Below are 21,885 nucleotides of genomic sequence, written 5' to 3' on the forward strand. Positions count from 1 at the left end.
CTCCTAATAAATTCTTGACGCTCAGGGGCACATTACCATAAGAGCCGGGCCTTCTTCTGCTGTTACTCCTCCCAGTTCATGTGTGACTTCTCCTGGCCACCCAGCTGGATACGCGATGTGATGAGCACACTGACCAATGGGCCAGGAAGTTGTTGAAGCAACTCCACAAGCACAATGGCCTGAGGATCGTGAACATTAACAGCATCAATTTCTGTTGTGACGAGGACAATGTGCTCTGGATGAGCATTCAATACGTTGCTTGCTCTCGAGTTCACGGGGAAAAGCGCATGAAAGAGGCGTTGTCCATAGCCCATAGGATCACGAGAAAGACGCTCGTACCAATGCGTGAGGAGTTGCAACGGTTGCACATCAAACGTATGGGAACATTGGTTGTCACAGGTGACATCTACCTGATAGTCTGTCTGCTGTTTGAGAAGTAATTCCATATATACACAGCCGCTTTCGTCCTACCTTTGCAGTGATCAGAAGAAGAGTAAGGAGGCTCATAGACGTAACGCATCGGCGTCGCCTGGAGCGTGTATTGATAGTGTACAATACACACAACATCCGACAACAGTCAAGGCCTTCACCTCCAACGGCAAAAAAAGCGTAAGCGTGCTACCTCTCCACGCGAATTTACCATTATTGGGAAGCTTTTCTCTGTGCAATGCCCTTCTGGATAGCTTGTATCGCAGGGGCATAGGGATGGTCTGGCGCAAGAGTTGGCGCCTGGTGATTGAGAATGTGAAGCATAGAGGCATACAACTCAGCTTCCTGATCGTTTCCATGTGCCTGTGCCTCCTGGAGAAATGCCTCAATTCTTTGGCTCCACTGTATACGACGCTCCGGCGTCTTTGTCATGACAGCGATCGTATTGATGATCATTTGTTGCAGCCTATCGGGCGAAAGCGTCATTTGATCTGCCTGCGCGGGGCCAGGTGGCGATTCCTGCTGTATCTTCTTCTGCCATGCATCAAGCATTTCACGTGTATTGCCTGCTGCATCTTGTTGCAGACCGTATCGCTCAAAAATCCCGCGAACTTGTTGGAGTAAGCGCAACGCTTCTGTGGGACGCTTGAGATCTCCATAGAGCAGAAAGACCATACTATTGAGGGTCGCCGCTTCGCTTGCGTGATCGCCCAGGTCTCGAAAAATGGAGAGCGCCTGTTCAAGCAATGGGAGAGCCCGCTGCGATTGACCGAGGGTGTGATAGGCTCTGACTATATTGTGGAGAATGGAGGCTTCATCAGCCTGGTGCCCGATTTCATGGGCGATGGGACGGGCCTGCTCAAACAGAGAGAGGGCCTTCTGTGACTGACCAAAGTCTTGATAGATCATAGCGGCGTTATTGAGTGTCGTCATTTCGCCGACACGATCCCCTACTTCTCGTAAGAGAGGGAGTGCTTGTTCAAAGCACGTGAGCGCTCGTTGTCGTTGACCAGTGAAGAGATAGGCACTGCCCATATTACTAAGCGTGATGCCTTCTATTGCATTATTGTTGATTTCGCGTAAGAGAGGGAGCGCTTGTTCATAAAACGAGAGAGCGCGTTGCGGCTGTCCAAGAATTCGAGAGACAAGACCAAGATTGTTGAGAACCCTGGCTTCACCAACGCGATCATGTACTTCATGTGAGATCAAGAGCGCCTCTTCATAGAACGAAAGAGCGCGCTGTAGTTGACCGAGGTCTTGATAGGCCTGCCCAAGTTTGTTGAGTGTAGCGGCTTCGTCAGCACGATTCCTCGTTTCCCGCTGGATGGAGAGGACTTGCTCAAAGAGGTCGAGCGCTCGTTGGGGTTGACTGAGGGTTCGGTAGATCTCGGCCATGTGGTTGAGTAGAATCGCATCGCCTGCCCGATCATCGAGTTCCTGGGAGATAAAAAGGGCCTGCTCAAAGAGATCGAGCGCCCGTTGAAGCTGACCAGTGGTATGGTAGATCTCGGCCATGTGGATAAGGATGCCGAATTCACTGGCGCGATCATCGGTCGTCCTCCCGAGCAAGAGCACCTGCTCAAAGAGCTCAAGAGCGTGTTGCGGTTGGTCAAGATCTCGATAGATCGTTGCCATAGCACCAAGCGTGGTAGCTTCCCCCACATGATCCCCCACTTCACGTAGAAGCGAAAGGGCCTGCTTAAAAAGATCAAGCGCCCGTTGCGGTTGGTCAAGATCTTGATAGATAAGGGCAATATTGTGCAGTGTCATAGCTTCGTCAGCGCGATTATGAATCTCACGCCTGATGGAGAGGGCCTGCTCGTAGAAAGAGAGCGCGCGTTGCGATTGTCCAAGGTCCTGATAAACTCCAGCCATATTGTGAAGTGTAAATGCTTCACCTGCACGATCACCAGTTTCGCGCCTGAGAGGGAGAGCCTGTTCAAAGAGATCGAGCGCTCTTTGCGGCTGCCCAAGAGCTCCATACAGAGAGGCGATGATGCTAAGTGTCGCCGCTTCGCCAGTACGGTCACCGGTTTCACGCCTGACGGAGAGCGCCTGCTCATAGAAAGAGAGGGCGCGTTGCGGTTGATCAAGGCCCTGATGTGCCATGCCGATGTTATGAAGGGTGGTAGCTTCGCCAGCACGATTACCAGCCTGACGCTGGATTGAGAGCGTTTGCTCAAGGAGATCAAGCGCCCGTTGTGGTTGCCCGTTGGCTTGAGAGATTGATGCGATATTACTGAGACTGACAGCTTCACCCATACGATCACCGATGTCACGTTGGATAGCGAGCGCCTCTTCAAACAGCTCAAGCGCTCGTTGCAGTTGCCCTGTTGCTCTATACACTCCGCCGATATTGCTGAGAGTAGCGGCTTCATCTGGTCGACGAGCAGACGCTCGTATGAGGGGAAGAGCCTCTTCAAAGAGCTCAAGAGCGCGTTGCGGTTGCCCTGTCGCTTGATAGATCGCGGCCATATTACTGAGGGCACCCCCTTCGCTGGTGAGGTCACCAACTTCACGCAAAATGGGGAGGGCCTGCTCAAAGAGCTCAAGAGCGCGTTGCATTTGCCCTGTCACGAGATATACCTTCCCCATATTATATAGTGCTGTCCCTTCGGAGGAGCGAAGTTCCATCCCCCGAACAGTGGAGAGGAAGTGTTCAAAGAGCGTGAGAGCCTGCTGAGGTTGCCCTCTCGTCTGATAGACGTGTCCCAGAGAATCGGTTACCTGTAATTCTAGCAGGTGATCCTGCCCCTGGATGCGTTCCAGCACATCTTCGAGGAGTGTCTGTGCATCGCGCAATCTCCCTAAGCGAAAGAGCATCCACGCCCAATGTGCTCGATAGGTCTGTTGCTCTGGATTGGCAACATGCTCAATTCCTTGTTCCAGATCTTTTTCCATGTATTGCACGATTGCAACCAGGTGGGGGTTGTAATCAAGCAGGGCATACATATTGTTGGTGAAGGCTTCATAGGTCTTCCCATAGCGGTGAAACAGCTCTTCCAGTGGCATGGTACTTTGCATATGGGCCTGGATATAGGGACGTGTCGTTGGCAAAAGATAGTAGAGGTGATTTTGTGTGCCATCAAGGCCTGCAACAGTGATACGGGCGAGTAGTCCACGTTGCCAGAGGCTAACCAGTTGCGCATGCACGGGGGAGCGGAGTGGATCTTGTCCCTCTGTCTCTGGATCAAAGAGAGAGCAAGCAAGCGCTGGCAAGAAAGGCGATTGAAAGATCGGGAGGTTACTGAGCAGATCACACAATTCATTGTTGAGAAAGCGGATACTGGTTTCGATGCTGGCATAAAGCTTACGGTGTCGATGCTCCTCGCCAATGTATTTGTTCTCGGCATTGAGGAGTTGCTCTTCATAGTGTTGGACAAAGGTATGTAGGAGAAGCGTGCTCGCATTGAATGCTCCTCCAAGTAAACGCAGACTCAATGGGTGCCCTTCTATCTTCTCGCTGAGTTTCTGGGCTTCGATTGTATCGATGAGTTCTTGACGTCCAGGGGCACATTGCCGGAAGAGCAGCGCCCCCTCTTCTGCTGTTAACCCTCCTAGTTCATGTGTGACCTCTCCGGGCCACCCCAGTTGGATACGCGATGTGATGAGCAGACTGACCGATGTGCCAGGAAGTTGTTGAAGCAACTCCGCGAGCGCGATGGCCTGGGGATCATGAGCATCAACAGCATCGATCAACGTTTCGGCATTATCGAGCACAAGCAGGAGACGTTTCGTCGTAAGCTGGCGCAAGACCTGGTATTCTCTCTCCTCCGGCGTGTGTATCTCTTGCTCGTTGCTACCTAAAAATTGGGCCAGGTTGCTTACGAAGCCTGGACGAGTTGGCAGTGGATTGAGTATGGTGCCCCAAACGCCTCCCGGCCATGCATGGGCAAAGCGTTCAATGGCCTCTCGTGCCAGCGCTGTCTTCCCCTGCCCTCCGCCTCCGTGAATCGTGAGGATACGTGGCCGGTTGTTGCCTGTAAGCAGGCTCCCAAGGCGCGTCAGATCTGCAGTTCGGCCCTGAAAGATCCCGACCGCACGAGCAACGCTGTTCGCTTCTATACGCGGTTGATGTTCAATAATGCGGGATGAGCCAGGGGAATGGATAAAACCATGTGCTGGTGTGCTCAGCGAAGTGTAGAGGGCAGGAACACCAACCGCCCAGGAGCGAGGGCTCTCGGCGAGTGAGAGACGCGCTTGCAACAATGCCTCTTCAACAGGTGTCCCTTGTGCCAGTTCTGTATAGAACATACGGGAAAAAGCAAGCGCGTCCTCATCATAGATATTGAAGCGCATTCCAAGGGCATAGGGAATGTTGGCTTTCACAAGAGACGCGGCAAGGTTACTAAACCCCGTTGGCCCAGGAGAGGCGCTCACGCAGGCGTTAAGGGTGATCAGAAAGGTGGTGCCACGTATGCGGGATATCAATTGTCTGGTTTCGACTCGATCCAGGCTCCCATTCTCCTTCTCGAAAGAGAGAAATGCTCCGTTCTCAGCGTGTTCTCCGTGACCCATAAAGTGAATGACACGTTGGTGCCTGTTGGCGAGCAGGCTACGAACCTGCTGGAGCGTTGGCGGGCGAACCCGTTCCAGGGTAATGGCAAAAGGCAGTGGATCAACAATCTCTTTGAGTCGCCACCATTCTGCGTCGATATTGAGCGGTGCAATGAGAGGGCTCAGGGGATGTGAAGGAACCGCCACAATGTGCAATGGTGTATCGAGCGTAGGTGGTGACCTACGCTGTTGCGAAGGAAGCGCGCGTACAAACGGGAACTCTAGCACAAGAAAACCAGTAGGGCTATACAGATATTCCCAGGGGAGCGCATCGAGTTCATCATCTGTTGTGACGAGGACAATGCGCTCTGGATGAGCATTCAATGCGTTGCTTGCCCTGGAATTCGTAGGGAAAAGCGCATGAAAGAGGCGTTGTCCATAGCCCATAGGATCGCGAGAGACACGTTCGTACCAATGCGCAAGGAGTCGTAGCGGTTGCACGTCAAACGCATGGGAATATTGATCATCACAGATGACCTCTACCTGATAATCTGGCTGCTGGGTGAGAATGAGTTCCATCTCTTCTGCTCTGCTCTCTTTTCAGGTCGCACTCATATGCGGAACTGCAACAGGAAGCCATAAAGACCTCCTTATCCGAAAACCTGAGCGCGGCGATAGCGGCGTTGGTGTTCGAATGAGACCGGCAATGTATGCTAATAGAGCAATTACATATGCGCCAGTGCTTCTATTATATACATTGGCAGCTGTTGAAAGTCAAAAGGGATGAAGCAACTCGATATATGAAATGACACTCTGGCTGTATTTACCGTACAAGAGCAACAGATCGAAAAGAGGCTTAACGATGCTTGCGGGCTTCTTCTCGAAGAGTTTGCATGTTGAGTAGTTCGGCAATCTCAAACTCAGTAAGCGGACCAGGCATAGGACGCAAATGGTTAAGCGTTGGAAAACGCCCCATGCGCCCATGTAGTTCGGCTAGCAACCTGAATTGGAATGACACGTACCGCTTCAATGGATCTGCCAGTATCTCTGCCTGTAAGGAATGCACGGTTGCCTCAAGGAGGTCTTGCAGGAGCACGGGATCAAGTGTGCGCAATTTTTCTCCTAGCCAATAGCGAGAAGGAAGGGTCTTGTGAGCATCAAAGCCGTAGGGAGCTGATGGATCGAGTTCCAGATGGAAGCCCAACTCGATGATGAGCAAGGGATGCTTGAGTAAATAGCGCCGCAGTTGGGTCGAGGAGATGAAGCCTTCTCGGATGCGTAAGAGGAAAGCTTTGATGTAGGCTGCTTCGGGATGGAGAGGCGGGCGACGATGCAAGGATTGTTGGCCTTCCCACTGGTGCACGAGAGACCAATCGAGCAAGGCGAAAAACTGGCGATAGTCTTGCAAAACGGGATCATGATCGAGAAGGGTGGTCAAGATAGTCTGGTCAAAAACACGAGAAGCAGGTATCATAACCGAGGACTCCTTTGCGGTGAGATTTGAGGTTATGAATACTCTGCAAGGGAGTCGTTCTCTTGTCAAGCAAGAAGGGTGTTTTCTATGAAAACAGGCACATTTTCGATCTCTTATTTAGTTGCTCCTGTTTTTAGGGAACATGGAAGCGATCAGAAATTGAGAAAGAGGCTGTTTTCTCTTGCTGATTTAGTTGCACCCCTCGTCGCAGGGATTGGAACCATAACGATATTTTAATATAGTCCTGTCACTTGCCTCCGTCTAAATAGGCTCTCTCCCGCCGCAGGGATTGGAACTGCCTCACTGATTTTGGCATCCTTCATTTTCAATGAATTGTACTGATGTAGTGTGTTGGGAACAGAAGATGTACATAGGCAACACATTGAGAATATTTCTCCTAACACCACACCTTAGCTGCGGTAGCCAAATGATGGTGTTCGTCACACTTACTACCGCGCTTACCACCAACATTGCGTAAGAACCGGATAGGTAACACTATTGAGTAGTCATAATGAAAGATACGCCTCTGCCGTTCATCATGGTCACTCTGGGCCAGCGATGTGGTGTTTCAAAAGCGGATATCCAGGCTCCATATCTCGTGTCTGAACCGTGCGGCAAACGGATGCGGTTTTCGTTCTTTTTCTTGGTGTCGGACTTGATCAATCCATTTCGATCATTCGTTGTACATTATGGAATTGACATCCTCCTCCGGCTCAAGCCGGGGGATTGCTCGATTCACCTCGAGGGTTTCCTGCTTCGCTGAAGCTTACCCAGACGAGACAACGCTCATCCAGGCCTGACAGCCTCTCCACAGGTCCAGATGGCTAACCCAGCCACCACACTGTTCTTTGCCGCATTGCGGATCTCCGTCATGGTGAACGCCGCATTCGGGGCAGATCCATTAACGGATTTCAAGCAGTATGGTAGCTGTCTCGACACTGAAAGTGCCGTTTGGTACAATGATGTCCCGGACAAGTGTTGCGGACAGGTGAGAGAAGGTGGTGAAATTTTGCAGATGATCCGCCTTGACCATGGCTGCTTTTCCTGAAATTTTCTGACGACGCAGCGCGAGAAAAGCCACATCGGGAAGCTGGAGTTAAATACTATCCAGTTTCCCGATGTGGCGGAACCTGGACAACAGGCCATTTGAATCAGATCAGAGCAGAAGCCAGGTTCGATCATTGTTGCCTTCCATTAGGCTCCCTTCTTCAACTCGACAATTTGAAGAAGATTGCCACTGGTATCGTCAAAGACGGCCGTCGTCGGTCCGCCCTGGCTAAATGGCTCCTGGGTAAAGATCACCCCCAACTTCTGCAGGCGCTCATACTCAGCCTGGACATCATCGACCGCAAACGAGGTGATGGGAATCCCATCTTCTGCTAATACTTCGCGCAAAGCTTTCATGGCAGGGTAGTCTGCATTCGGCTCCAGCAGGAGTTCTGGGCCATCAGGATCTTCTGGAGAAACCACAGTAAGAAAGCGCGCCTCCGCCCAATTCGATGTCCCTCCTCTTTTGAAATCCCAGTATCTGGGTGTAGAAGGTCAGGGCCTGGTTGTAGTCAGCTATCGGAATGCTCGTGATGTAAATCCTCATGCATCCTCCTTCTTTTTTCCCATCCAACGCTGTACAATGGCGTGTAATGGTTCCGTGTTGATGTAATGGAACTTATATCTTCCCTTGAGCCAGCATTCTTGCTCCAACAAGGCTAATGTATTTTTGACGCGTAGCGAATTCTTTCATAGTACAGTTTCCCATTCAGTTTGTCTCATTCAAATGATGAACACAAAAGCGATAATCATAGAGCATTTGCAGAAACAGAAAGCAGAAGAGTATACTATAAACGAACTCAATTCTATGAATGAAAACGGCGAAGACACCCAAATGCTCTTTTCCTGGCATCGTGGAAATCGACCCAAAACGTTTTCTGGAGAGCGGCATCAAGCTCGTGGAATGCCTTCACTGTCTCAGGACTCACACATTTTAATTGCGTCATGGAGTCTTCCGCTTTCTATCTCACGAGAAACGCAACACGCGCACTCCATATACAGACCCACGATGGGTCATGCGTGAAACGATCTGGAAAGTCGTTGGAGGGGTATAATTTTTTCAAGAATAGGGACAAAAAGGTACAAACATGGACAGGCCTTCCCTTGCAACAGCAGCGACTTTGTGGTATATTTGTTCTACATTCACCACAGAGGAAGAAGAGCAGAAGATGGTACGTGGCTATCGAGGAGAACTCGACCTCAATAATGTACAGAAGACACTCTGCCGTAAACATGCTGGAGCCGCTCGCTGGGCCTTCAATTATGGTCTTCGCCGCAAACAAGAGGCCTACAAAGCTGGGCAGAAAACGCCCACCGCCATCGATCTGCATCGCGAGATCAATGCTCTCAAGCCCTCTGAGCCTTGGATGCGCGAGGTCAGCAAGTGCGCCTTCCAAGAGGGCTTGCGTGACCTGGATGCCGCCTTCAAGCACTTCTTTCGCAAGTGCCGCCTCAAAAAAGCGGGCACATGGAAAGGCAAGTGTGGCTATCCCCGCTTCAAGAGCCGGAAGAAAGCCATCGGTGGTGCCCGCTTCACCGGGAGCATTCGGGTGTCTGCGGGTGCCATCCAGGTGCCTCGTTTGGGAAGGCTCCGACTCAAAGAGCATGGCTATTTCCCTCTGGGCGGCAAGATCAGCAGTGCGACCATCAGTGAGCAAGCAGGCAGATGGTTTGTCTCCATCTGTGTGCATGAGGAAGAGAAAGCATCCCAAGCAGCCACAGGCGGCGTCATTGGGGTTGACCTGGGGATTAAGCGACTGGCGACCCTCTCTGACGGACGCACCTTCGAGAACCCCAAGGCGTTGCGCAAGAAGATCACGGCGTTGAAGCGCCTCTCGCGACGTCATAGCCGCAAGGCCAAAGGATCACGTAATCGCCAGAAAGCCAAGCAGCGCCTCTCGCGGAAGCATGCCCGGATCGCCAATGTACGTAACGATGCTTTGCACCAAGCGACCGCTCAGATTGTGGCGAGAACCAAGCCCAATCAAGAGCGGCCGCGTGTGATTGTGCTCGAGGATTTACATATTGCAGGCATGCTCAAGAACCGCAGGTTGGCCCGAGCGATTGCCGATGTGGGCATGTACGAGTTCAAGCGGCAGATCCTTTACAAAGCCGAACAGGCAGGGGCGAAGGTACTGCTGGCCTCGCGCTGGGAACCCTCTTCAAAAACCTGTTCCTGTTGTGGCTGGATCAATGAGGCGCTCACCCTTTCGGATCGGGTCTTTGTCTGCCTGAAGTGTGGAAACGTCCAGGACCGAGATGCCAACGCTGCCAACAATCTCGCAGCATTGGCACAATGAACGTGGCGTACCGCAAGTTCTGCGGGAAGTGACGCCTGTGGAGCAGATGTAAGACAAGCGAAAGGCTTGCTGTCTGCACTGAAGCAGGAACCGAATGCTGAGCATGGTTTGTCCATGTTTGGGTAAGTTTCGGAGAACGGGAGAGAACGTGATGCCTATTGTAACCACAAAACTGTATCAACCTCGGCTTCGGCCCAACATCGTCATCCGACCCCGACTGATCGAGCGGCTCAACGAGGGGCTCTACCACAAACTGACACTCATCTCTGCCCCCGCTGGCTTTGGGAAAACCACGCTGGTCAGCGCATGGGCCGCCTCCATTGAGCGAGCAGTTGCCTGGCTGTCCCTGGACGAGGGGGAAAACGACCCCACCGGCTTTCTGACGTACCTCATCGCGGCTTTACAGACGATTGTGCCCACCATTGGAGAAGGGGTCTTGCACGCGCTCCAGGCAAGCCAGCCGCCGCCTCTCGAAACGCTGCTGGCGACACTACTCAATGAGTTGGTCATCATCACAGAACCATTCGTACTCGTCCTGGACGACTACCACGTAATTGAGGCCCTGGCGGTTGACCAGGCGCTCGCCTCTTTCGTCGAGCATCTACCACCGCAGATGCACCTGGTCATCACTACCCGTGAAGATCCTCGCCTGCCCCTGGCTCGCTTGCGCGCCCGGGACCACGTGACCGAACTGCGTGCTGCCGATTTGCGGTTTACCACATCTGAAGCCGCTGCGTTTCTCACCCAGGTGATGGACCTGCCTCTCTCGGCGGCAGACATCGCCAGACTTTCGGACCGCACCGAAGGCTGGATCGTCGGTCTACAATTAGCGGCGCTTTCCATGCAAGGCCACCAGGATATTTCCGGCTTCATCCAGACATTCGCCGGAGACCACCGCTACATCGTGGATTACCTGGTCGAAGAGGTCTTGCAGCACCAGACTGCCCCTTTGCGCAACTTCTTACTCCAGACCTCCATTCTCGACCAGTTAAGCGGCTCGCTGTGCGATGCAGTTACCGGTCAGCAGGAAGGCGACGCGCAGTTGGAGGCCCTGGAGCGAGGCAACTATTTTGTTATTCCGCTCGATGACACACGCCACTGGTATCGCTATCACCACCTCTTTGCCGAAGTACTCTCCGCGCATTTGATGGCAGAGCAGGCCACTCTGGTTTCGACGCTGCATCGGCGCGCAAGCGGGTGGTATGAGCAGCATGGGTCGGCGACCTATGCGATCCGCCACGCACTCTCCGCACTTGATTTCGAGCGAGCGGCAGACCTGATCGAACTGGCAGTGCCTGCGATGCGTAGGAGTAGACAGGATGCCATTTTGCTTGGCTGGTTCAAGGCGTTACCTGACGAGGTCGTCCACTTCAGACCCGTGCTCAGCGTTGGGTATGCCTATGCATTGCTGTCCGACGGGGATCTGGAGGGCGCCGAGGCGCGCCTCTCGGCTGCCGAACGATGGCTGGACACGACAGCAGACACGAATGAGCTTGCGCCTGCTCCATCGGCGACAACCTGTTCTCAGCCCTTCGATGACGTCCAGGAGAGCCTCCAACGCAGGATGGTCGTCGTGGACGAAGAAGAATTTCGCCGTCTCCCTGGGGCAATCGCCATCTACCGTGCCGCACGTGCCCAGGCGCTAGGTGATGGAACCAACACCATGAAATACGCCCGACGAGCGCTTAGCCTTGTCTCTGAGGATGACCATCTCTTGCGTGGACCGGCAGTGGCGCTCCTGGGACTTGCATCCTGGGCGAGCGGGGATCTGGAGACCGCGTACCAGGCCTTTGCCGATGGCCTGGTGAGTGTGCAGAGAGCTGGGAATCTCTCTGACGCCATTAGTGGCACCATCGCTCTGGCTGATATCAGGATTGCGCAAGGTCGTCTCCACGAGGCTATGCGTACCTACAAGCGCTCTTTGCAGGAGGCGATAGCGCCAGGCGAGCCTGTCCTACGGGGAACGGCAGATCTGTATGTGGGCATGAGCGAACTCTACCGGGAACAGAATGATCTGGATACAGCCTGGCAGCACTTGCTGAAAAGCAAGGAGCTGGGCGAACGCACCGGGTTCCCGCAAAACCGGTCTCGCTGGTGTGTTGCTCTCGCTCGCATAAGAGAGGCTCAGGGAGATCTGGACGGCGCTCTCGACCTGCTCCACGAGTCAGAACGCCTGTATGTGAGAGACTTCTTCCCCAATGTGCATCCTATCGCGGCGCGCGTTTCACGGGTGTGGGTCGCGCAGGGGAGGTTGGATGAAGCCTTCGACTGGGCGCGTGAGATTGGTCTCTCTGCCCATGACGCGCCGTGCTACCTGCGCGAGTTCGCGCACATCACCCTGGGCAGGATGCTCCTGGCCCAGTCGAAGAGCGATTGTACAGAATACTCCATGCTTGAGGCAATGGAACTCCTGGAGCGCCTCCTGCACGCGGCGGAAGAAGGGAAGAGGACGGGAAGCATCATCGAAATCCTGATGCTACAGGCCCTCGCCCACCAGATGCAAGGCGCTATCTCTGCTGCTCTTGTGCCACTAGAACGCGCCCTGATGTTAGCCCAGCCGGAGGGTTACGTTCGAATCTTTGTAGATGAAGGCGCAGCCATGGCTCACCTCTTGGAAGCGGCTGCGAAAGAGGGGATCGCCACGAACTATGTCAGTCAACTCCTGGTAGCCCTGGGCTCGGCTGAAAACAGAACGCCTATCAAACAGGGGTTGATCGATCCACTCTCGCAACGTGAGTTAAACGTGCTGCGGCTGCTCGCAACCGACTTGAACGGCCCGCAAATTGCCGACGAACTCGTGGTGTCCCTCAACACCGTGCGTACTCATACCAAAAACATTTACAGCAAGTTGGGGGTGAACAACCGGCGGGCAGCGGTCCACCGGGCCGAGGAACTCGATTTGCTTTAACAATCACCACCTCTACCAACCACGTGCCGGGGAGTTATCTCTGTTTACCCACTGCCTCACCACCTCCTGCAGCACAAATCACCACCAGACTCACCACATCTGGTGATGCCTTCTCATCCCATACTCGGGTATCTTCTGATCAGAAGCATAGAACGCTGACAACCACCTGGAGCTTCATCCAGCGGAGGCAAAGGCGCGAGGAGTAGCATGAGTGCAACGCCCACTTCAACGGCAGATCATCACGAACCCGAGCTCTACCAGATCCGCCTCAAGGGACACCTTGATGATCGGTGGGCCGCCTGGTTTGAAGGCCTGACCCTGACACGAGAAGACAACGGCGAGACGCTGTTAACCGGCCCGGTGGTCGATCAGGCTGCCTTGCATGGCGTGCTGAGAAAAGTGCGGGATTTAGGCCTACCCTTACTCTTGGTAAACCGCGTCAGGTCCAGACAGACCGATGCGTCAGAGGTCAAAGACTGAGTTGAGGCAAGCTGCTGAGAAAGGAGTTTTGCCTTTGATACAGTTTTTGTGGAACGAGTGCTTTGTTCCTCGATGTCCTCCCTTCTCATGTGCGATCACTCATGCGGCGCGCCTTCTCGCAGCAGACTCACGTCGTATTGAAAATGTTGCTGTACAGGAAAAGTAACCTGGCAGCGGTAGAAAAAGGAGTATTGTTATGACACAGACCGTTTCAAAGACCTCACGAGGAGACCGTGAAGCGTTTCAGATGAGTCCACGTAGAAAAACCGCTCTTGTCGCAGGCGTGCTCTACCTGCTCACCTTTGTCTCGATCCCGACCCTCTCTCTCTACAATCAGGTGAAAGGGGCAAATTACATCCTGGGCCCGGGTCCAGACACTGCCGTCATCGTTGGCAGCATCCTGGAGATTATCGTGGCTCTCGCCTGTATTGGCACCGCCGTCGCGCTGTTGCCAGTACTCAAGAGGCAGAACGAAGGGGTCGCGCTGGGCTTCGTTGGCTCGCGAGTTCTGGAAGCCGCCACCATCTTCGCTGGCGTCGTGTTCCTCCTGTCAGTCGTGAGCTTGCGGCAGGCTGGAGTCGGAGCCGCTGGATTGGTTACCGCCCAGACGCTGATCATCATGTACAACCGAACATTCCTCGTCGGACAAAGCCTCATGCCAGCCGTGAACGCTCTTTTGCTGGGCTCCCTGCTGTACCAGTCGCGCCTGGTGCCGCGGGTTCTTCCCCTGCTCGGATTCACCGGAGCGGTTCTACTCGTCGCTTCCGACATCGGCGTGTTGTTCAACCTCTGGGGACAAACGTCCTCGGTGGCGGTGCTCGCCGCACTCCCAATCGCGCTATGGGAGTTTTCGCTGGGAGTCTACCTCGTCGTCAAAGGCTTTAAGACACCAGAAGCCGTTAAAGAAAATGCAAAAACAGGGGGAAGATCGATGGGAACGCCTCCAGATGACGTCAATGATTGGAACTGACGCTATTCTGCCACAAAGCCAGGTCAGCAGGCACAGGATCGAAACCCATGACAAATGAAGATATCGTTGGCGAACGCTCCAGGAACGAGACAATAGAGGTGTGATCAGATAGGATGAGAGAAAACAGGCGATCCTTTTCTCATTGTGAGAAAAGGATCGCCATCTCCCTGGAAGAAGCCAAAGAAGTAACTGTTCAGAAGGGCTATGCAGTTGCGGAGATATCTGTCAATCTGCTAGAGTAGCTTCATGCACAGGGATGAAGAACTGAAGCAACTACAACAAGAGAATCAGGCACTCCAAACAACGAACGAGGCCTTGCGAGAGGGGCTGTGGGAGGCGATCCATGCCATTGAAACTCTCCAGCAGAGTGTCAAGGATTAGGCTTCCTCCCGCTTGAGGGATTGGAACAGCATGAGACGTGCAATAGGCTTCCTCCCGCTTGAGGGTTTGAAACAGCGAGACTGAAGTCACCCAGGACATGGTGGACTAACTCTAGAGGCTGTTAGGGGGCTCGATAGATAAAAGCTGGTAAAATAGTCGCATAGCGACCGAAAAATCATATCCGAGCGATGGAAATGCAAGAGGAACCGTGAACGAGAATCATTTGAAGCGTTTACAAAAAGGAGTAGACAGGTGGAATCGGTGGCGTTCGAGGAATCGCGTCTTTCCAGATCTCAGCGAAGCGAACCTTCATGCTGCAAGCCTTCATGCTATCAACCTTCGCCAAGCGAAATTGTTTCAAACAGATTTGAGCAATGCTCAACTGGTCCAAGCGAACATGCGAAATAGTTCTGGAAAATCCGCTGACCTTCGTGGTGCGAATTTATCAACTGCCAATCTCGACGAAGCGAATTTCCGATGTGCCAACATGGAACGAACTGATTTACGATCCGCCTCTTTGGTCTGTACAGATCTGAGAGGGGCAAATTTTGCCTTTGCCAAGGTGGAACAGGCGAACATGATGTATGCCCAGGCTCAGGGAGCACGTTGGGAGGGAGTCGATATCCCCCAGATCGAGCATTGGTCCACCGTTGCAGGCATCCCAATAGCATGGCCTGTTGAGATCATCCCGGGCCTGCTCAGAGCGCAGGCCACTTGCCACGTTTCTGGCTGTTCAGAAGTCGTCCTGTGCTTAGACCTTGCCAGAATTGGCGTGATCCATCCTGAGGAGGGTCCTATCAAGAGGCTGCCAGGCGAAGGGGAAGAAATAGTCGCGACGCTTCTCTATACCTTTGACGAATATCATCGCCACACCGCTCTGCGAGCCTGGCCCATTGATGGATGTTACGATGGGAGACTCTCATGCGAAACATACACATTGGCTGAGCGAGCCTTTCAACAAGGAGATTTTGCGTCTCCCTGTGAGTATTTGAGTGGAGATGTTCCTTTTTATTGTAGAATATGTAAAAAGATATACTGTCAAAATCATACCTATATCAAAGACATACCTTACTCAAACTATACAGGAGTGGATTTTCATGTTTTTTGCCCGAATGGGCATTTTATGATGTGCCTTTTTGACTAGAACCTGTTAGGGGCTGGGTAGGGAAGCAAGCAATGAAGGCCGTTTGCAAGCCTCATATGCAACAACGATTTCTTCTCGCACAAACGCCCATGGGCTGGCAGCATAATGTAGTTAAACTGGATCAACACCCGATAGCTTGTATTCTTCCCAAAGGGCTTTCAGCTTGGCGTCCAGAGAACAGAGATAATCCCTTCCCCACGTGCCGTTCTCTAACCCATCGAAAAGGTGTTCAGGCAGATCGTGCTCTATTTCCCAACAGCAGCTCCCTGCTGCTAGTGCGATGGTAGCGACCGTATCAACATCGCCAGAGAAGTCAATACACGCTTTGAGGAGTTCACTCAAACAGTTGCTCCTACCAATGGCTGTGATAGCTGCACGCACACTCATCCAGCCTTTACTTGTGACCTTGCCAATCCAGGGGGCTGCCCATTGTCCGCTTACTTGCCGTTCGAGAAAATGACCCAGATCTTTCTTCGGTCCCAAGCCATACAAGAAGTAGTGTGTCATCAAGGAAGAGGCAATCGCAGCGTTTATACCATCAGGCGTATTGTGCGTAAGGGCCGCTTGTATCGCGGAATACTTGATAACCATTGAGATTCTTGGATATATTCCAATTGGAGCCGCACGCATGGCTGCCCCACTTTTATCACTCGTTGGCTCGATTTCTTTGAGAAATTGCGTTCCGTCCTCAACGTTCTGCAGGAAGAGAAAAAATCCTCTAGCATATCCTTCTCGTGGGTCACGCTTAAAAGCATCAACAAATTTTTGTGCCAGCATTTCAGGTGCCCAGGAATCACCTGAAAGGATTGCCTCGGCAATGGCAATGCTCATTTGCGTATCATCCGTATATGATCCTGGGATTATCTTATGCCTGGGATGCTTCACAAATGTGGATAGGTTGTTGTGCCGATGAATCAGTGCAACATCAGCGTACTCAAAACCAGCTCCGTAGGCATCTCCTATTGCAAGTTCAACCAGCAACGACACCGCTCCTAGACGAGAAAACACAATAATCTACAGGCAATGTAACATACAAGCAGGCCAATGACAAGTGTGAGAGTGCTCTCACTGCAATCTCGTTGCCCAAACGTGTACATACTCTCAAATATATACTTTACATAACAATTACTGCTTCAGTACCTGCTTTCATAAGCCAGTATGACGCCTCCCACGTAAACGAGCAGGACGAGATTTTGATGTCGTGGCCCCTTCCTCTCTCGAGGACGAGAGGCTTGCCAGACGAGCAAGAGTCGAAAGAAAGGCGTCCATCTCGTCCTGACCGATGATGCTGGCCCACTCTTCCCGAAGCTCTCTGACAGCTGCTGATGCAACCTCATAAGTTGCCCAGCCTCGCTCACTGAACTGGACGAGGGTGGCACGGCCATCGCGGGCATCAGAGATGCGTTCCACATAGCCGCGCTCTTGCAGATCATTCACCAGATAAATGACCGAAGCTTTAGTAATGCCTGCACGGTTAGCCAGTTCGCTGATGTGGAGTCCATGGGGAACGAGATTTCTGAAGATAGAGAGATGAGCAGGTCGAATATCTTCAAGGCCAGCTTGATGCAGAGAGGAAAGGATACGATCGAGAATGGCCTGCAAGACCATATTCATATGCAGGCCAAGCAAGATATTTTGCTGGTTCTCAGGCATGTGTTTTTCTTCCTCCAGACCCTTGACAAATTAGGTTGATTTTCTTACTATTTTAACATATCAATATTGGTAGAAAATCTACCTAGTTTCTTAGGAGAAGGAACGGTGAAGAACACCCCATTTGACCCAACTCAATACAAAATCGCTCAACGCCAGGGATGGGACCAAGTTGCCGCTGGCTGGCGGAGCTGGTGGAAAACATTTGAACGAGCGGGCCAAGAAGTCTCCGATCACCTCGTCAGCATGGCTGAGATCACAGCTGGTCAGCGGGTTCTCGACATTGCCACCGGCATTGGCGAGCCAGCCATTACTGCAGCGCATCGTGTGGGGCCAGCCGGGGAAGTATTTGCCCTTGATTTTGCTGAAGCGATGGTAGCGATTGCACAGGAGCGAGCCACAGCGCATGGAAGAGAGAACATCACCTTTGCTATCAGTGATGCAGAGCAACTTGATCTGCCACAGCAGTCCTTCGATGCTGCCCTCTCGCGCTGGGGACTGATGTTTCTCCCCAATCTCGTCCCGGCTCTTAGCGACATACGGCAATGCTTGAAGGAAGGTGGACGGCTGGCGGCAGCGGTATGGAGCACACCAGATAAAGCTCCTGTGGCCAGTCTGGCTTTACGTGTTGTGAGTCAGCATATACAGGTTCCGCCATCTGCGCCGGGGACTCCCGGTCCCTTTAGCCTTGCCGAGGCTCTCGCACTCACTCACTCTTTGGAGCGGGCAGGTTTCAGTAATGTGCGCAGTGAACGCATCACTATCGTATGGGAATTTGCTACGGCAGAAGACTACACACGCTTTCAACGAGAGATCGCGCCTCCTATCACAGCCATGATAGCTCATCTGAGTGCCGAACAGCAGTCGCATATTTGGCAGGAGATTACAGAGGCTGCACGACGCTATGCCACGCCCGATGGAAGAGTAGAGATCCCCGGTGAAAGCATCTGTGTTGTTGGGATCGCTTGACGAAGCGGTGCCCCAACGCGATCCTCGTTGGGGCACCGCATGCATTTGATGCAGGGCCATTTGTCGGAAACGCGACACATGGGGCATCCGATTTGACCACTTCTGCACGCAATTATCCCGTTCTCCGAAACTGACCCAGATATGGCCAGGCCAGATCCGGCGTTCGGTTCCTGCTTCAGTGCAGAGAGCAAGCCTTTCGCTCGTCTTCCACCTGCTCCCCAGGCGTCACTTCCCACAGAACTTGCGGTACTCCATACGACACCTCGCCCTATGGTGCTTGAAAGGGGTGCGCACTCAAATTGGGCAAAAAACTTCACACCTTGGAGAAGCTCTTGCAAAGAATGAGAGAATGAGATATACTCAAGCTATTCCCCTCCATTCTCTTCAAGAACTTCCTCACACTTTCCCCACAACACACAGCGGTCTAGCAACATTGAGAGAAAAAACGCCGTCCATGCCAGCTCTGTATAGTAAATTGGGCCAAACCTCTGCGCATTTTTTGGCGAAACCCAGGAAATCAGCGTAAAACCCAGGAATGAACCAGGTGGGATCTGGAGAAATCGCTTCCCACCTGATTTCTTCTCCCATCATGCTGGGAATGAAGAGATCGTTGAGGGGAAAAGAGAATGCAACTGGAAACGGCGAGGGAATGTTCCAATGGGCAGTCGATCCCACGGGTGACGCAACGAAGTGTGTTCCGGGTTGAGACGTCTCCTTTGCTCCAATAGTCCCACCAAGGGGCCAGAACCAGGTGGTTCTGCTAGAATGAGCACATCTGGAAGATATGCCTGGAGATGGCAAAGCAGCTTCTTCTTCGCGCTGATCCGCATCCCCATCGGAGCATCACCAACACGAGTCTGCCATGCTCTCTGCCGCAACGCTGGCAGGTGGAGCCAGAAGGAAAGAAAACCCATGCCACGTTCCCCACACGATCAAGCGATTGTTGTACGCTTGCTTCCCCAACTCACGACGTGGTCCGTGTATCGACAAAGGAAGCATGTCACGTATAATCGGCAGGGACGAGTATCCCGTTTGGATCTGACTGGGCTTGGTCTCATCAGGCTGTTCCCAGAGATAGGCCAGCTTTCTCAGTTGCAAGAGTTGCATCTGAAATACAACCAACTCACATCTTTGCCGGGAGAACTGGGTCAACTCCCTCAGTTACAAAAGTTGTATCTGCACGTCAATCAGCTTACATCGGTGCCAGGGGAACTGGGTCAGCTCTTGCAACTGAGAGAGCTGCATCTGTACTCTAATCAGCTTACCTCGGTACCAGAGGAACTGGGTCAACTTTCCCAGCTACAGGTGCTGGATTTATCTGGCAACCAGCTTACCTCCATCCCAATGGAATTGGGATGGCTCACGCAGCTGAAAAGCCTGGACCTGATCAACAACCCGAACCTGCACTATCCACCTCCCAATGTGATCAATCAGGGAGTTGAAGCTGTCCTCACCTATCTGCGCAGCCATCAGAGTGGAAGGACGCTCGCCTTGTGATGCCGAGCAGATGCTTGTATGGAAGGAAAAGGAAGTCGATGTTTTCTCTCGGAGAACATTTTCAGCATGATGGGAGAAGAAATCAGGTGGGAAGCGATTTCTCCAGATCCCACCTGGTTCATTCCTGGGTTTCACGCTGATTTCCTGGGTTTCGCCCAAAAATGCGCAGAGGTTTGGCCCAATTTACCACTGTATAAGCATTAGGAGGCCCGCAGGCGTCTCTCGTGAGTGTCTTGACCAGGCCAAAAAGCCATTGTGAGAAGGAGGTTTCGCGATGCGAGGGCCACTTTACTCTGTTCAAGAACTTTCTATCGGCAAGATCAGCATCATGGCACGTCCACGAGGCGGCGACTGGCCTATCGACGAGATCAAAGCGTTGACATCCTGGTGTCTCTGCTGACCTCCACGGAAGTGTCTGAGTTAGACCTTACAGAAGAAGCGACGTTCTGCCACCAACAGGAAATCAGGTACGTTTCCTTTCCCACGGGTTGTGCAACGAGAACCATAACTGAACAATAAGAGGCGGGCACATGAGCGGAAACCGTGTCTCGCTTCCGAGAGAATCCGTCAAGAGATCTATGCGCGAGACAAGGAAGCGTCAGGTTGGGCATGATGTCGAGCGAAATGCGCGAATAATTCGGTAAGTGGGCTTCTGGCTCGTCCTACAGTTGTAGATGGCTTGCGATAGCATTTCGGTGTCTGTAATGGCAAAATTTTGCAAGAGCTTGATGCGTACGTCGAAAGACGCGACCAGGCCAAACGGTATGCAAAAGGAAGAGATCACTTACCTCCAAGCTCAGAAAAAAGCCGTCGAAAAATGAGTTATCCGCTGCTATTCTTTCTCAGGTTCTGCCGAGGAATCTGCTCCATTTGCTCGTTTTTGAACCAGTGCTAGAATTTCCTCCTGGAGGGAATTCTTCCCTGTCTGATCATACTCAGCACGTATCCGCTCAACCTCTTCAATGTATTTCTCCGACCAATCCCGTAGCGCCCAAATTGGTTCGATGAGCGTCTGGCCAAGCGTGGTGAGAGAATACTCTACTAGAGGAGGCACGACAGGGTACACCACGCGTTTGACCAGGCCATCGCGTTCCAATGCACGTAACGTCTGTATCAACATCTTCTTGGAGATACCCTCAATTTGAGCATGGATCTGACTAAACCGTTTTGTGCCCTGCTGTAGCGCCACAATGACCAGCAATGTCCATCGGTCAGCGATTAACTCAAGCCCACGCCGTGTTCGGCAATCCGTTGGAATGGGTTCCACTCTCTGTTTTTTGGTTACCATAGGGTGACTATAGCACTTTTTTGTTCCTCCTTACAAGAAGAAAGTCTTTTTTGTACCATTGAGGGTAACAGCTCTCTCCAATGGGGGAGAGCTTTGAGAAAAGAGTGGTGCTCTTCTCCATCGCCTCAGATGGAGAAGAGCGAGAAGAAAGAAAAGAGAATTATGCCGGAACGACGTATTGCTATCCTGGGCGCAGGACCTGTGGGGAGTACTTTGGGTCACAAATGGGCCAGAGCTGGACATACCGTTGCCTTTGGAGTCAAAGATCCGTCATCGGAGCGAGCACAAAGCTTGCGAGCGCATTTAGGAGAGCATGTGCTGATCGGCTCCCCAGCAGATGCTCTGGCAATGAGTGATATTGCCGTGCTTGCCGTGCCAGGGGAGGTGGTCGAGGAACTTGTTACCACCCACGCTCACCTGTTGGATCATAAAATTGTCATTGAAGCAGCAAATAAACTTCCACACATTCAGAAAACGTTGTCTACCAAAAAATGGGCTGATCATGAGCCTCTGACGAGTTTGAGTACCCTTCAAGCTCATGCTCCTCACGCTCAGGTCTACCGGGCCTTTAACTCCTACGGGTGGGAGCCGTTTGCCGATCCACTCTATCAGGGTGTGCAGGCGGATTTGTTCTACTGCGGTCCTGAAGGTGAGGCACGGACAGTGGTTGAGCAACTCATTACCGAGGTCGGTCTGTGCCCGGTGCGACTTGGTGATGTGGATCAGGTCGAAGTGGTAGACGATGTCTTACGGCTCTGGGTGACGCTTGCACTTCTCCAGGGCAAGGGACGCGATCAAGTTGCCTTGAAGGTGCTGACCCGTTAGTTCTGAACAGCAGTTCGCTGAAAAGC

At 52.5% G+C, this 21,885-nt stretch carries 17 protein-coding genes and 1 pseudogene; 10 read left to right on the forward strand and 8 right to left on the reverse strand.

All coding sequences use genetic code 11. The annotated features are described in order from the left end of the window. Nucleotides 1-62: 62 nt before the first annotated feature. The 4 genes and pseudogenes from K3T82_RS28015 to K3T82_RS28030 all read right to left on the reverse strand — a co-directional run bounded on the left by K3T82_RS28015 (nt 63) and on the right by K3T82_RS28030 (nt 7,994). A complete protein-coding gene (locus K3T82_RS28015) occupies nt 63-446 on the reverse strand; it encodes a hypothetical protein (protein ID WP_220196834.1) in 384 nt (127 codons plus the stop codon). 196 nt (nt 447-642) lie between these two features. Then, nucleotides 643-5,505: a tetratricopeptide repeat protein gene (locus K3T82_RS28020; protein ID WP_220196835.1), complete on the reverse strand. Its 4,863-nt coding sequence runs from the start codon at nt 5,503-5,505 to the stop codon at nt 643-645. A gap of 277 nt (nt 5,506-5,782) precedes the next feature. Next, complete coding sequence (gene csx15 / locus K3T82_RS28025) at nt 5,783-6,400, reverse strand: CRISPR-associated protein Csx15 (RefSeq protein WP_220196836.1); 618 nt, start codon at nt 6,398-6,400, stop codon at nt 5,783-5,785. A 1,194-nt stretch (nt 6,401-7,594) separates the two neighbouring features. Further along, nucleotides 7,595-7,994: pseudogene (locus K3T82_RS28030) on the reverse strand (VOC family protein). Nucleotides 7,995-8,535: 541 nt separating this feature from the next. Here K3T82_RS28030 and K3T82_RS28035 point away from each other — a divergent pair. The 6 genes from K3T82_RS28035 to K3T82_RS50910 all read left to right on the forward strand — a co-directional run bounded on the left by K3T82_RS28035 (nt 8,536) and on the right by K3T82_RS50910 (nt 15,630). After that, entirely contained in the window at nt 8,536-9,747 is a 1,212-nt protein-coding gene (locus K3T82_RS28035; RefSeq protein ID WP_220196837.1) for an RNA-guided endonuclease InsQ/TnpB family protein, read from the forward strand. 151 nt (nt 9,748-9,898) lie between these two features. Then, complete coding sequence (locus tag K3T82_RS28040; RefSeq protein WP_220196838.1) at nt 9,899-12,655, forward strand: winged helix-turn-helix domain-containing protein; 2,757 nt, start codon at nt 9,899-9,901, stop codon at nt 12,653-12,655. 207 nt (nt 12,656-12,862) lie between these two features. Further along, entirely contained in the window at nt 12,863-13,135 is a 273-nt protein-coding gene (locus tag K3T82_RS28045; RefSeq protein WP_220196839.1) for a hypothetical protein, read from the forward strand. Nucleotides 13,136-13,331: 196 nt separating this feature from the next. Further along, entirely contained in the window at nt 13,332-14,105 is a 774-nt protein-coding gene (locus tag K3T82_RS28050; RefSeq protein ID WP_236031615.1) for a DUF4386 domain-containing protein, read from the forward strand. Between the two features lie 246 nt (nt 14,106-14,351). Beyond that, nucleotides 14,352-14,486 carry a hypothetical protein gene (locus K3T82_RS49255; RefSeq protein WP_268886685.1) on the forward strand — a complete coding sequence of 45 codons (135 nt, stop codon included), beginning with the start codon at nt 14,352-14,354 and terminating at the stop codon, nt 14,484-14,486. Between the two features lie 208 nt (nt 14,487-14,694). Further along, complete coding sequence (locus K3T82_RS50910) at nt 14,695-15,630, forward strand: pentapeptide repeat-containing protein (RefSeq protein ID WP_220196840.1); 936 nt, start codon at nt 14,695-14,697, stop codon at nt 15,628-15,630. Nucleotides 15,631-15,741: 111 nt separating this feature from the next. Here the strand turns inward: K3T82_RS50910 and K3T82_RS28060 are convergent, their stop codons facing one another. Together K3T82_RS28060 and K3T82_RS28065 are read right to left on the reverse strand one after the other, a co-directional pair. Then, the gene (locus tag K3T82_RS28060; protein WP_220196841.1) at nt 15,742-16,611 is read right to left on the reverse strand and encodes an ADP-ribosylglycohydrolase family protein; all 870 of its coding nucleotides are present in this window, start codon (nt 16,609-16,611) and stop codon (nt 15,742-15,744) included. A 165-nt stretch (nt 16,612-16,776) separates the two neighbouring features. Continuing rightward, nucleotides 16,777-17,283, reverse strand: a complete 507-nt coding sequence (locus K3T82_RS28065; protein ID WP_220196842.1) for a MarR family winged helix-turn-helix transcriptional regulator — start codon at nt 17,281-17,283, stop codon at nt 16,777-16,779. Nucleotides 17,284-17,388: 105 nt separating this feature from the next. On the opposite strand from K3T82_RS28065, the gene K3T82_RS28070 reads away from it, so the two are divergent. Then, on the forward strand, nt 17,389-18,249 hold the full coding sequence (locus K3T82_RS28070; RefSeq protein WP_220196843.1) for a class I SAM-dependent methyltransferase: 861 nt from the start codon (nt 17,389-17,391) through the stop codon (nt 18,247-18,249). Nucleotides 18,250-18,836: 587 nt separating this feature from the next. Here the strand turns inward: K3T82_RS28070 and K3T82_RS28075 are convergent. Beyond that, nucleotides 18,837-19,163: a hypothetical protein gene (locus K3T82_RS28075; protein WP_220196844.1), complete on the reverse strand. Its 327-nt coding sequence runs from the start codon at nt 19,161-19,163 to the stop codon at nt 18,837-18,839. Between K3T82_RS28075 and K3T82_RS28080 the strand changes: the two genes are divergently transcribed. Together K3T82_RS28080 and K3T82_RS49260 are read left to right on the forward strand one after the other, a co-directional pair. Continuing rightward, nucleotides 19,162-19,746: a leucine-rich repeat domain-containing protein gene (locus tag K3T82_RS28080; protein ID WP_220196845.1), complete on the forward strand. Its 585-nt coding sequence runs from the start codon at nt 19,162-19,164 to the stop codon at nt 19,744-19,746. The genes K3T82_RS28075 and K3T82_RS28080 overlap by 2 nt on opposite strands. A 274-nt stretch (nt 19,747-20,020) precedes the next feature. Continuing rightward, entirely contained in the window at nt 20,021-20,146 is a 126-nt protein-coding gene (locus K3T82_RS49260) for a hypothetical protein (RefSeq protein ID WP_268886686.1), read from the forward strand. Between the two features lie 432 nt (nt 20,147-20,578). Here the strand turns inward: K3T82_RS49260 and K3T82_RS28085 are convergent, their stop codons facing one another. Beyond that, complete coding sequence (locus tag K3T82_RS28085) at nt 20,579-21,034, reverse strand: winged helix-turn-helix transcriptional regulator (RefSeq protein WP_220196846.1); 456 nt, start codon at nt 21,032-21,034, stop codon at nt 20,579-20,581. Nucleotides 21,035-21,196: 162 nt separating this feature from the next. Between K3T82_RS28085 and K3T82_RS28090 the strand changes: the two genes are divergently transcribed. Beyond that, entirely contained in the window at nt 21,197-21,859 is a 663-nt protein-coding gene (locus K3T82_RS28090; protein ID WP_220196847.1) for an NADPH-dependent F420 reductase, read from the forward strand. The last annotated feature ends 26 nt before the right edge of the window (nt 21,860-21,885 follow it).

Origin of the sequence: Ktedonospora formicarum, from assembly GCF_016587355.1 — a bacterium.
Classification (GTDB): Bacteria; Chloroflexota; Ktedonobacteria; order Ktedonobacterales; family Ktedonobacteraceae; genus Ktedonobacter; species Ktedonobacter formicarum.